Origin of the sequence: Pseudomonas sp. ok266 (assembly GCF_900110195.1) — a bacterium.
GTDB classification, from domain to species: Bacteria; Pseudomonadota; Gammaproteobacteria; order Pseudomonadales; family Pseudomonadaceae; genus Aquipseudomonas; species Aquipseudomonas neuropathica.
This window is the reverse complement of sequence record NZ_FOCU01000001.1, coordinates 64563-76783: the sequence shown is the minus strand read 5'-3', so window position 1 is coordinate 76783 and position 12221 is coordinate 64563. Positions and strand designations below refer to the sequence as shown.

The window sequence follows — 12221 nt, the reverse complement described above, 5'->3', positions numbered from 1 at the left end:
CATGGAAACCCGAGCGCATCATGTGTTGATCGGCCTGTTCACCGTGATTGTGGTGGCAGGCGCCCTGCTCTTCGGCCTGTGGCTGGCCAAGTCCAGCGTCGACACCGAGTTCAAGGATTACGAAATTGTCTTCAGTGAGGCGGTCAGTGGCTTGTCCAAGGGCAGCCCGGTGCAGTACAGCGGGATCAAGGTCGGCGATGTCATCAACCTGCGCCTTGATCCGAAGGACCCACGGCGGGTGCTGGCGCGGATTCGCCTGGCCGGTGACACGCCAGTCAAGGAAGACACCCAGGCCAAACTGGCGCTGGCCGGGATCACCGGTACGTCGATTATCCAGCTCAGCGGCGGTACGCCCGAGAGCCCGAAACTGCGTGGACATGACGGCAATCTGCCGACCATCGTCGCTTCGCCCTCGCCTATTTCGCGGCTGCTCAATGACAGCAATGATTTGATGAGCGGCATCACCGCGCTGCTGCAAAACGCCAACCAGATGTTCTCTGCCGACAACGTCGAGCGTGTGAGCAAAACCCTCGCCCATCTGGAGCAGACCACCGGCACCATCAACGATCAGCGCGGTGACATCAAGCAAGCCATGCAGCAACTGGCGAGCGTTGGCAAACAGGCCGGCAGCATGCTCGAACAGACCTCGTTATTGATGCGCAATGCCAACGGCTTGATCAACGATCAGGGCAAGCAGGCATTGGGCAGTGCCGAACAAGCCATGAAGTCGCTGGAGCAAAGTACCGCGACGATCAGCACCCTGCTGAACAAAAACGAAAACTCCCTCGACAACGGCATGCAGGGCCTCAATGGCCTGGCCCCGGCGATCCGCGAACTGCGCGAGACGCTGACCTCGCTGCGCGCCATCTCCCAACGCCTTGAGGCCAACCCCAGCGGCTACCTGCTGGGCCGTGACAAGAACAAGGAATTCACGCCATGAAGCTGACTCGACTTGCCCTTCTCGCCGGCTTCACGCTGATCAGCGCCTGTTCGATTCTGCCCCAGTCGGAGCCGTCGGATGTCTATCGCCTGCCGGCCGCCCAGGCGCCCGCCTCGGCCAGTTCAGCGGCGACTCAGTCTTGGTCGTTGCGGCTGAACAAGTTGCAGGCCAGTGAGGCGTTGAACCGGCCGACGATTGCGGTGATTCCGCAGGGCGACGTGATCAGCAGTTACAAGGGCTCGCGCTGGAGTGATCCGGCGCCGGTGCTGGTGCGTAATCGCTTGCTCGATGGGTTTCAGCGTGATGGTCGGGTGACGTTGCTTAGTACCGATGACAGCAACTTTGCGGCGGATCTGGAATTGGGCGGGAGTTTGCAGGCGTTTCAGACCGAATACCAAGGCTCACAGGCCAGCGTTGTGGTGCGCGTCGATGCGTTGCTGGTGCGCGGTTATGACCAGCGCATTCTCGCCAGTCGCCGCTTTGAAGAGCGCCAGCCGTTGAGCGATGTGCAGGTGCCGGCGGTGGTGGCCGGGTTTGGCCAGGCCAGTGATCGCCTGACCGCGAAAGTCGTCGCTTGGGCTGTCGATCAAGGCCAGAAACTCGCCCCCCCAAAACCTTAAGCCCGACACACAACCCCTGTAGGAGTGAGCCTGCTCGCGATAGCGGTTTATCAATCGCCATCATCGGTGACTGATACACCGCTATCGCGAGCAGGCTCACTCCTACAGTATGGATTTTTGTTCAGCCGAAGAACCAGTAGCAGACGGCAATGGCGCCAACCACACCAGCGAACTCCGCCAGCAACGCACACCCCACCGCATGCCTCGCGCGTTGAATCCCCACCGCGCCGAAATACACTGCCAGCACATAGAACGTCGTCTCGGTACTACCCTGCACCGTCGCCGCGACCAGCGCCGGGAAGCTGTCGACGCCCGAGGTCTTCATCGTCTCGATCAGCATGGCCCGCGCTGCGCTGCCGGAGAACGGCTTGACCATCGCCGTCGGCAACGCATCGACAAACCGCGTGTCCCAACCCGCCCACTCGACCAGATGACGAATGCCGTCCAGACCGAAGTCCAGCGCCCCGGACGCACGCAGTACGCCGACCGCGCAGAGCATCGCCACCAGATACGGCAGCAGGTTCTTCGCGACGTCGAAGCCTTCCTTCGCGCCTTCAACGAACGCCTCGTAAACCTTCACTTTCCTCAACGCGCCGATGATCAGAAACAGCATGATCAACCCGAACAGCGTGATATTGCCGAGGATCGACGACAATCCCGCCAAAGCCGTCGCTGAAAGGGTGCCGAGCAACGCCATGAAACCACCCAACAACAGCGCACCCGGTACCAGATAGGCCAGCACCACCGGATCCCAGATCCGCAGGCGCTGCATGAACGCCACCGAGAGGAAGCCGACGATCGTCGAACAACTGGTCGCCAGCAGGATCGGCAGGAACACCAGCGTCGGATCTGGCGCGCCTTGCTGGGCGCGGTACATGAAGATCGTCACCGGCAGCAGGGTCAGGGAGGAGGCGTTGAGCACCAGGAAGAGGATTTGCGCGTTACTGGCGATGGTGGCGCTGGGATTGAGCTCTTGCAGCGCCTTCATGGCTTTCAGGCCGATGGGCGTCGCGGCATTGTCGAGGCCCAAGCCGTTGGCGGCGAAGTTTAGGGTGATCAGGCCAAGGGCAGGGTGACCGGGTGGGACTTCCGGCATCAGCCGTAGAAACAGCGGGCCGAGGACCTTGGCCAACCATTCGACAATGCCGGCCTTCTCGGCAATGCGCAGAAAGCCCAGCCACAGGGTGAGGGTGCCGAACAGCAGCACCATGACTTCGACCGAGAGCTTGGCCATGGCGAAAATGCTTTCCACCATCGCCGCGAAGATCCCGGCGTTGCCGCCGATCAGCCACTGCGCCAGCGCCGATACGGCTGCCACGATGAAGAAGCCAAGCCACAGGCCATTAAGCATCAGTCAAATCCCCCGAAGAATGCCGCGAATGATAGCGGGGTCACCAGAAACGACAAACCCCGGATTTCTCCGGGGTTCGTTGGTAAGCCTTGCATCAATCACTGTGGGAGCGAGCTTGCTCGCGAAGGCGGTGTGTCAATCAACATAATGGTTGAATGTGCCGGCCTCTTCGCGAGCAAGCTCGCTCCCACAGGGTTTTGCGTTACGGCTTGGAGATTTCGCCCGCTGGCAATTTTTCCTTGCTGCGCCAGTGTGGCAGGGAGTTCCAGTAGCGCTGGCCCTTGGCATCGTCGTACATGCCTTCCCAGCGTGCGATAACCAGTACCGCGAGGGCATTGCCGATCACGTTCAGAGCGGTACGCGCCATGTCCATGATGCGGTCGACACCGGCGATGAACGCCAAGCCTTCCAGAGGAATGCCGACGCTGCCCAGAGTGGCCAGCAGCACCACGAAGGACACGCCCGGTACACCGGCGATGCCTTTGGAGGTGACCATCAGGGTCAGGACCAGCAGCAGCTGCTGGCTGATCGACAGGTCGATGCCATACAGCTGGGCAATAAAGATGGCGGCGATCGACTGGTACAGGGTCGAACCGTCGAGGTTGAACGAATAACCGGTCGGCACCACGAAGCTGCAGATGGCTTTCGGTGCGCCGTAGGCTTCCATCTTCTCGATCACGCGTGGCAGCACGGTTTCCGAAGACGCGGTGGAGTAGGCCAGCACCAGCTCATCCTTGAAGATGCGCATCAGCTTGATCACAGAGAAACCGAACAGCTTGGCGATCAGGCCCAGCACCACGAAGGCAAAGAAGGCGATGGCGACGTAAACCAGGATCACCAGTTTCGCCAGCGGCAGCAGCGAGGCGAAACCGAAGTTGGCCACGGTCACCGCGATCAGTGCGAACACGCCGATCGGGGCGTAGTTCATGATCATGTGGGTGACTTTGAACATGCTTTCCGAGACGCCCTGGAACATCTTCACCAGCGGCTCGCGCAGGTCCGACTGCAGGCTCGACAGACCGAGACCGAACAGCACGGAGAAGAAGATGATCGGCAGCATTTCGCCGCGGGCCATGGCCGCGAAGATGTTCGACGGGATCAGGTTGAGGATGGTCTCGATGAACGCGTGTTCATGCTGCACCTCGGCGGCGGTCGCCTGGTACTTCGAGATGTCGACCGTACCCAGGGTGCTCATGTCGATGCCGGTGCCCGGGTGGAACAGGTTGGCCAGCAGCAGGCCGACAACGATGGCGATGGTGGTGACGATTTCGAAATAGATGATCGTCTTCAGGCCGATCCGCCCGAGTTTCTTGGCGTCGCCCACGCCGGCGATGCCGACGATCAGGGAAGAGATGACGATCGGGATCACGATCATCTTGATCAGACGGATAAAGATATCGCCTGCCGGTTGCAGGACGTTGCTGATCCACCAGGCCTTCTCGGCACTGAAGTGATTGAGCAACGCACCAATTGCAATCCCTAGAACAAGACCGATGAGGATCTGCCAGGCGAGGCTGATTTTTGCCTTCTTCATTATCTTTACCCTTACTTGCGTTTGACTCAGGCACATGCAGGAACTGGAACGCTCTTTAGCGGAAAAGTCTGTGCATCTGCCTCCGTATAAGGTGCCCCGAAGCGCGTAGTTACGGCTCTTCGGCAGGCGAAAAAAGGCGCAACTATTCCGATGCAAGGTTGCGCCGTCTAATGCCGTAAACGCCTACCCTATGCCGAATCGGCATGAGCTTTTTTAAATGAAACTGGCGTCCCAACCGGTTCGATTGTGACATTTCGGCCGGCATAAGTGCCGTGAACCGGTCATCACAGCCTAGGTTGGTTATTTTTTGAACGAGAAAAATCGACGAAATAATTAGGAAAAAGCCTACGCAGGAAGACTAGAAGTCCTACTGTTTAAGCGGTCTCTTTGTCGATATACGGTCGCCATGAAACACCGCGTAATGTTTTCGCGCGCAGTGTCAGCGATAAAAAGGATGAGCTGGACGCTCTGGATCAATGTTTTGCGTGTTGGAAAGCTCAGCGCAAGTCCGTCGAGCCACTACGGGTCGGCGAACCTGCGGCGCAGCTTTTACCCTGACCCGGCCCTTGCGCAGGCACTCCCTGTCCCCGTAGGTCACTCCGACCCTGCAACAGTCAGAACGTCCCGGCCCCTTGGTCATGCGCCTGCCTTCCTCAGGTGGGCGCAATGGAAGGCAGCAGGGCTGCTGCCTTCATGTTCAAATCAGTACCACTTCGGATCTTTCTTCAGGGTTTCCATCAAAAGATCCTGCATGCCTTGATCGGGTTTGCCGAGGAAGCGATAGGTCGCATGTCGCGTCGGCGACTTGTCGGCCGGCAGTCCTTCAGGCACATCAACGAGCATGGCGTAAGCGTCTTTCTTGTCGAAACTGAAGGCGACGATCAAACGGTGGTTGAGGCACTTGTCTGCGGATTCGCAGAGGGGGCCGACCAGATACTTGTCGCCATCTTCAGTCACGGCATTCATCTGCTGGTCAGGCGTGCCGGACAGGTTCATCACCCATTCCGGCAGGCGTTCTTCCTTCTTCACCACGCCTTCCCAGGTTTCGCGATACTGCGGGTCGGAACTCAACAGTTCGTTGACCCGCGTCTGGCCGTCATTGGCCGCCATCGCCATGGCACTACCGCCCAGAAGCAGGGCGGCTGCCAGTGTCTTTAACACAGTCATCGTTAACCTCGGCCGCGACGGCCAAAGAAGAAGGAAGCGATGAACATCACCAGGAACACGACAAAGAGAATCTTGGCGATACCCGTGGCGGTGCCCGCGATACCACCGAAGCCCAGTACTGCAGCGATGATGGCAATGATCAAGAATGTAATTGCCCAGCTCAACATGGTGATTCTCCTTACTTCTCTATTTAGGGGTGTTACGTGTTCTGGCGCTGTGCGCCCGAATTCATGTGTTCTTTAGAAAACCCAACGCTCTTCACGTGGCAGTTGATCCAGCGGCTGCGCCTGATCGACATCCATCATGCGCATCGAGGCGCTCTCGGCCTGGCTGCTGCTGACGGCGCTGAAGTGCGTTTGCGTGTTGTGCTGGATCGAAATCAGCGGCTCAACCTGCTGGCTGTTTTCCCAGCGCAGGTATTGCTGACAGGCGATCAGGGTGATCAACAGCGCCAGTACGCCAAACAGACCTTGCTGAATATGCAGTGGCGAGATACGCACTTGGGCGGCACGTTGGCGAGTCATCCTGGGTTCCTCACTCTTATTCGGTTGGGGCAGTTCATTTCTGCCCGGGCTGAATGAGGTATTGCAGCCTGCATGCCAGTTTTTTAACTGAAAAATATTCAATAAAATCAATTAGTTATGATCTTAGTAAAAAACGTTCGCGACGCATCCTGCACGATGGGTCATCTGGGATCGTGCGCAATGCACGATTTTTTCGTAGGAGATTTCATTCTTATGGAATTGAGAGCAGGGCGCAGATGTCAGAAAAGTACGCAGGGAATGCCCTGCAAATCGGCATTTGTTTAAAAAACCAACAAAATCAACGTATTGGCCGTAAAGGCAGGAGAGAGCTACCCTCCTATGGCTGGCATCGTTCAGAATCAACCATGCAACTTGCCCGATTTTTCCGGGACTAACCCAAGACCAATCACTATGGAGCGTAGGAAAAATGGAATCTGCCACTGAGCATCAAGGCCGCATTCTGCTGGTGGACGACGAATCCGCCATCCTGCGTACTTTCCGTTATTGCCTCGAAGATGAAGGCTATACGGTTGCCACAGCCAACAGCGCGGCTCAGGCCGACGCCTTGCTGCAACGCCAGGTCTTCGACCTGTGCTTCCTTGATTTACGTCTGGGTGAAGACAACGGCCTCGACGTACTGGCGCAGATGCGCATTCAGGCACCATGGATGCGAGTGGTGATTGTCACCGCGCATTCGGCTGTCGATACCGCCGTCGACGCGATCCAGGCCGGCGCCGCCGACTATCTGGTCAAACCGTGCAGCCCGGATCAGCTGCGTCTGGCCACCGCCAAGCAACTGGAAGTGCGCCAACTGTCGGCGCGCCTCGAAGCCCTCGAAGGCGAGATCCGCAAACCGAAGGACGGTCTTGATTCCCACAGCCCGGCAATGAAAGTCGTACTGGAAACTGCACGTCAGGTCGCCGGCACCGACGCCAACATTCTGATCCTCGGCGAGTCCGGCACCGGTAAAGGTGAGCTGGCCCGAGCGATTCACGGCTGGAGCAAGCGCGAGAAAAAATCCTGCGTGACCATCAACTGCCCGTCGTTGACCGCTGAACTGATGGAAAGCGAGCTGTTTGGCCACAGTCGAGGCGCATTTACCGGTGCCAGCGAAAGTACACTGGGCCGAGTCAATCAGGCCGACGGCGGTACGCTGTTTCTCGACGAGATCGGCGATTTTCCGCTGACATTGCAACCAAAATTGCTGCGTTTCATTCAGGACAAGGAATATGAGCGGGTAGGGGATCCGGTGACTCGTCGCGCGGATGTGCGCATCCTCGCCGCAACCAACCTCAATCTGGAAGACATGGTCCGTGACGGCCGATTCCGTGAAGACCTGCTCTATCGCCTCAACGTCATTACTCTGCACCTGCCGCCTCTGCGCGAGCGTGCCGAGGACATCCTGACGTTGGCCGACCGTTTCCTCGCGCGCTTCGTCAAAGAGTATGCGCGTCCGGCACGCGGCTTCAGCGACGAGGCTCGCGAGGCACTGCTCGGCTATCGCTGGCCGGGCAACATTCGCGAGTTGCGCAACGTGGTCGAGCGGGCGAGCATCATCTGCCCGCAGGAACGCGTGGAGATCAGCCACCTGGGCATGGCCGAACAACCGGCCAACAACGCGCCACGAGTCGGTGCCGCGTTGAGTCTCGACGAGTTGGAGAAGGCCCACATCGGCGCCGTCCTCGCCACCGCCGGCACCTTGGACCAGGCGGCGAAAACGCTCGGCATCGATGCCTCGACCCTGTATCGCAAGCGCAAGCAGTACAACCTGTGAGCGCCCGACGATGAAATTGGCGATGAAGTTGCGGACCCGTTTGTTCTTGAGCATTTCCGCGCTCATCACCGTGGCCTTGCTCGGGCTGTTGCTCGGGCTGGTCAGCGTGATGCAAATGGCTGGCTCGCAGGAAACGACGCTGCGTAACAACTTCGTCACTCTCGATCTGGGCCTCAAGCTGCGACAAACCCTGGGTGATCAACTGGTCCTCATGCTCGCCGAAAAACCCGATGCGGTCGCGTTCGAGGCGTCAAAGCAGCAGTATCTCAAGTTGCTTGATGACGGTATCGCCCAAGAGCACATTGGCGATGGCCGCCAGTATGGTTTCAGTCAGGCCAAGGCTGATTACCTGAGTTTTCTTCAGGCCTTTGATGTGTCCCGTGATCCGGCGACTGCGTTGAGCAGCAACGCCAACCTCAGAGAGCGCTTCAACACGCTGCGCAACGGTTTGATCACTGAACACAAGCATGCACTGGACAACATCAACGCGGTTCAGCATCAAGCGCGCGACCGAGCATTGTTGATCGCCGGTCTGTTGGGTTTTGTCGGGCTGGCGGTGTTGATCATCGGCTTCATCACGGCCCACGGGATTGCCCGGCGTTTCGGCGCGCCGATTGAGGCGCTGGCGCAGGCGGCGGACAATATCGGCCAAGGCAATTTTGAAGTGACCCTGCCGATTTCCTCGGCGATGGAAATGAACCTGCTGACCAAGCGTTTCGGCCTGATGGCTGAGGCCCTGCGGGAACATCAGGCGACCAATGTCGACGAATTGTTCGCCGGTCAGCAGCGGCTGCAAGCGGTGCTCGACAGTATCGACGACGGCTTGCTGATGATCGACCGCGAGGGGCATCTGGAACACCTCAATCCGGTGGCTCAGCGCCAGTTGGGTTGGGACGATGATCGCCTCGGCCAAGGCTTGGGCACCGCGCTGGAGCGGCCGGAGCTGGATGCGCAGTTGCAACTGGTGTTGCGCGGTGGCTCGCTTGAGCGCGCACCGGAAGACCTGAGCATCGAGGTCGACGGCGAATCTCGTTTGCTGACCTACAGCCTGACGCCGGTCAGCCACACGCAGGGGCATATCCTTGGCGCGGTGATGGTCTTGCATGACGTGACCGAGCAACGCGCCTTCGAGCGGGTGCGCAGCGAATTCGTGTTGCGCGCTTCCCATGAGCTGCGCACGCCGGTCACCGGCATGCACATGGCCTTCGGGCTGTTCCGCGAACGAGCGAAGTACGCCCCGGAATCGCGCGAAGCCGATTTGCTCGACACCGTGAACGAAGAGATGCAGCGCTTGATGCAGTTGATAAACGACTTGCTCAACTTCTCGCGTTATCAGAACGGCCTGCAGAAACTAACGCTGGCACCATGCTCCATCGAGGATTTGCTGGAGCAGGCGCAACTGCGCTTTGCCGATTCGGCGGCGGCCAAGGGCATCGCCCTGCATGTCGAAGTGCAGGGACCGTTGCCACGTTTGCAGGCCGATCAGGCACAGCTCGATCGTGTGCTGGATAACCTGATCGACAACGCCTTGCGCCATACCGCCCGCGACGGTCAGATCCGCTTGCAGGCACGTCGGCATGGCGAGCGGCTGATTATCAGCGTCGAAGACAACGGCGAAGGCATTGCCTACGGCCAGCAGGGGCGGATCTTCGAACCTTTCGTGCAGGTAGGGCGCAAGAAGGGCGGTGCCGGTTTGGGCCTGGCGTTGTGTAAGGAAATCGTCCAGTTGCATGGTGGTCGTATGGGCGTTTACTCACGGCCGGGGCAGGGTACGCAGTTTTATATGGCGCTCGCTGTCTAGGCTTCATCATCCATGCGTCGACCGGCAAGGCGCCGGCCACGGGTGATCAGTTCGATGAATTGCACCGCGCTCAGCGCATGGGCGAACAACCAGCCCTGACCGAACTTCACGCCCTCGCTGCTGAGCAATTGCGCTTGGGATTCGAGCTCGATGCCTTCGGCAATCACTTTCAAATCCAGCGCCTGAGCCATGTGAATGATGTGCGGGGCGACGCCGCTGCTGGCCGCGTCATGGCCCAGTGCATCAATGAATGCTTTGTCGATCTTCAAGCAGTCCACTGGCAAGGTTTGCAAGTAGGCGAGGCTGCAATAGCCGGTGCCGAAGTCGTCGATCAACACCTGATGGCCAACGTTGCGCAAGGCTTGCAGGTTTTCCCGCGCCACAACCACATCAATCAAGCCACGTTCGGTGACCTCGAAGGCAATCTGCCGCGCCGCCACGCGATGCAGGGTGAGCAGCCGCGCCATGACCTGGCCGATGCGCGGCACCATCACGTCGCAGGCTGCCAGGTTGACCGAGATGTATAGCTGCGGATTGGCGCGCAGCAACTGGCCCAGTTGCTCCAGCAGGCGCTGCAGGACGAAGTCGGTCATCTGCCGGATCTGCCCGGTGTTTTCTGCCATGGGGATGAACAGGTCAGGGCTGGTCAGCGTACCGTCGGGGCGGCGCCAGCGCAGCAGGGCCTCGGCACCGACGCAGTTGCGGCTATCGAGGTCGAAGATCGGTTGATAGAGCACCTGCAACTCGCCACGGCGGATCGCACCGTGTAGTTCGGCATCCAGAGACTGACGCTGGCGCACCAGTAAGAACACGAAAAATCCGACAAACGCGCCGAGCAGCAGACACGCCGGGATGATCCACCACCAGACAGCCGGAATGTGCATGCCGGTTCTGGGTGTGATCAGGACCAACTGATATTCCGGATTATCCGTGGGCATGCGGTAGATCAGCCGGGTTTGCGTAACTTGCAGGGCATCGCGACTTTTCGGTGGCCAGTGTTCCGTGGGTGGCCAGGCTTGCGCCGTGCCAAGCACCGGGATAGCACGGGTGCCATGATCGAGCACCACCAGCAGGCTGCTGCCGGGGGACAAATCGACCATGTCGGTCAGATGCCCGCGCGAGGTGGCCACGCGGAAATTGCCGCGCCCCAACATCAGCGCCGCGCGGTTTTCATCAGGTTCGGTGGTGGTGTTCAGCCAATAGCTGTAGGTCGGGCCTTTGATATCTGGCGCGCGGACCACTGACAGACCTTCCTGGCGCGGACGGTTGGAGCAGATCCGCGAGGCGTCCATGTAAGCCGCTTCATAGACGAAGCGATAGTTGAAGGTGACTTGCTGCAGGGTGGCGATCATTTCATCGTCACAACTGCGCAAGGGCTGCGCTTCCAGATCATCGAGACTTTCACGCAACTGGCCAAACAATTGTTCGAGGCGGGCCAGAAAACGTTCGCCTTGTGCGTTCATTTGTTGGCTTTCGTTTTGCTCGACCTGACGCATCGCCACGAACATACCGCCGGCGATCAGCAGGCTGGCACTGAGGACAGCCGCGATCATCGCCAAAAACCAGGGGCGATAAAACCAGCTACGCAGCGTCTCTCGGGTAGCAACCATCATGGAATATCCGAAGAATTACCAATGAGTTATAGCTGCTGATTGCAATTTCGCCCTGACCGTCGGGCGGGCGTCATTATTTTGTCTGATTGAGTACCAGCAACAACGCTGCCGTTTGTGCATCCGGCGTGCCGTCGAAGCGCGAAGGGCGGAAGTGCATCTGGAAGGCGGCGAGGACGTGGCGTGTGGCAACGTCCAGCTCACCGGTCTGCGGTGTGTCATAACCCAAATGCGCCAACTGTGCCTGGAACCAGCTGATGCTCGGCAGTTCGCTGCTGTTGAACAGCATTTGCTGGCGCGCTACTGCCTGTTCGTTCGGCCATACGCCTAAGCCTTCGGCGGCGAGACGTTTCCACGGGAACAACGGGCCCGGATCGAGTTTGCGCAGTGGCGCGATGTCGCTATGGCCAATGATGTGGCGCGGGCTGATGCCGTTGCGCTTGCTGATGTCCTTGAGCAGGACGATCAACGATTGAATCTGCGCTTCGCTGTACGGATACCACAGACGGCCGGTCGGGGTGTCCTTGAAGCCCGGATTGACGATTTCGATACCGATCGAGCTTGAGTTAAGCCAGGTACGGCCCTGCCATTGGCTTTCGCCGGCGTGCCAGGCGCGCTGGTTTTCCTCCATCAGCTTGTAGATGGTGCCGCTCTTGTCGTCGCCGATCAGGTAATGGCTGCTGACTTCGCCATGGGTCAGCAGTTGCAGCGAGCGTTCCAGCGACGCCGAGGTGTAGTGGACGATCACGAACTGGATACGGCTGTCGTAATTGGCTGAAGGATGGCTAGTGTCGTAACGCGGGGCGCTGGCACAACCGGCCAGAACGAGCAGCGACGCGAGGAGGGCAAAGAATTTCATGGCAGAGGACAGTACACGCAAGACAGTAATGCAACAGTGTA

General features: G+C 59.1%; 11 protein-coding genes. 4 read left to right on the top strand and 7 right to left on the bottom strand.

All coding sequences use genetic code 11. The annotated features are described in order from the left end of the window. Position 1: 1 nt before the first annotated feature. Together BMY54_RS00400 and BMY54_RS00395 are read left to right on the top strand one after the other, a co-directional pair. The gene (locus BMY54_RS00400; protein ID WP_093429517.1) at positions 2 to 940 is read left to right on the top strand and encodes an MlaD family protein; all 939 of its coding nucleotides are present in this window, start codon (positions 2 to 4) and stop codon (positions 938 to 940) included. Further along, positions 937 to 1560, top strand: coding sequence for an ABC-type transport auxiliary lipoprotein family protein (locus tag BMY54_RS00395; protein WP_093429516.1), 624 nt, complete (start codon positions 937 to 939; stop codon positions 1558 to 1560). The genes BMY54_RS00400 and BMY54_RS00395 overlap by 4 nt, the downstream gene beginning before the upstream one ends. Before the next feature lie 121 nt (positions 1561 to 1681). On the opposite strand, the gene BMY54_RS00390 is transcribed toward BMY54_RS00395, so the two are convergent. From BMY54_RS00390 to BMY54_RS00365, 5 genes are all read right to left on the bottom strand, one after another. After that, positions 1682 to 2911: a nucleoside recognition domain-containing protein gene (locus BMY54_RS00390; protein WP_093429515.1), complete on the bottom strand. Its 1230-nt coding sequence runs from the start codon at positions 2909 to 2911 to the stop codon at positions 1682 to 1684. A gap of 202 nt (positions 2912 to 3113) precedes the next feature. Next, positions 3114 to 4445 (bottom strand): glutamate/aspartate:proton symporter GltP, encoded by a 1332-nt coding sequence (gene gltP / locus BMY54_RS00385; RefSeq protein ID WP_093429514.1) that lies wholly within the window; start codon positions 4443 to 4445, stop codon positions 3114 to 3116. 702 nt (positions 4446 to 5147) lie between these two features. Continuing rightward, positions 5148 to 5612, bottom strand: a complete 465-nt coding sequence (locus BMY54_RS00375; RefSeq protein WP_093429513.1) for an inhibitor of vertebrate lysozyme family protein — start codon at positions 5610 to 5612, stop codon at positions 5148 to 5150. 2 nt (positions 5613 to 5614) lie between these two features. Beyond that, a complete protein-coding gene (locus tag BMY54_RS00370; RefSeq protein WP_003177151.1) occupies positions 5615 to 5779 on the bottom strand; it encodes a DUF1328 domain-containing protein in 165 nt (54 codons plus the stop codon). A 72-nt stretch (positions 5780 to 5851) separates the two neighbouring features. Next, positions 5852 to 6136 (bottom strand): hypothetical protein, encoded by a 285-nt coding sequence (locus BMY54_RS00365; protein WP_093429512.1) that lies wholly within the window; start codon positions 6134 to 6136, stop codon positions 5852 to 5854. A 427-nt stretch (positions 6137 to 6563) separates the two neighbouring features. Between BMY54_RS00365 and algB the strand changes: the two genes are divergently transcribed. Together algB and BMY54_RS00355 are read left to right on the top strand one after the other, a co-directional pair. After that, on the top strand, positions 6564 to 7910 hold the full coding sequence (gene algB / locus BMY54_RS00360) for a sigma-54-dependent response regulator transcription factor AlgB (RefSeq protein ID WP_007954049.1): 1347 nt from the start codon (positions 6564 to 6566) through the stop codon (positions 7908 to 7910). Between the two features lie 10 nt (positions 7911 to 7920). Then, the gene (locus BMY54_RS00355) at positions 7921 to 9711 is read left to right on the top strand and encodes a KinB sensor domain-containing domain (protein ID WP_093429511.1); all 1791 of its coding nucleotides are present in this window, start codon (positions 7921 to 7923) and stop codon (positions 9709 to 9711) included. On the opposite strand, the gene BMY54_RS00350 is transcribed toward BMY54_RS00355, so the two are convergent. Both BMY54_RS00350 and BMY54_RS00345 read right to left on the bottom strand, forming a co-directional pair. Beyond that, complete coding sequence (locus BMY54_RS00350; RefSeq protein ID WP_175559542.1) at positions 9708 to 11321, bottom strand: EAL domain-containing protein; 1614 nt, start codon at positions 11319 to 11321, stop codon at positions 9708 to 9710. The genes BMY54_RS00355 and BMY54_RS00350 overlap by 4 nt on opposite strands. 76 nt (positions 11322 to 11397) lie before the next feature. Next, positions 11398 to 12180 carry an N-acetylmuramoyl-L-alanine amidase gene (locus BMY54_RS00345; RefSeq protein ID WP_093429509.1) on the bottom strand — a complete coding sequence of 261 codons (783 nt, stop codon included), beginning with the start codon at positions 12178 to 12180 and terminating at the stop codon, positions 11398 to 11400. Positions 12181 to 12221 lie beyond the last annotated feature (41 nt).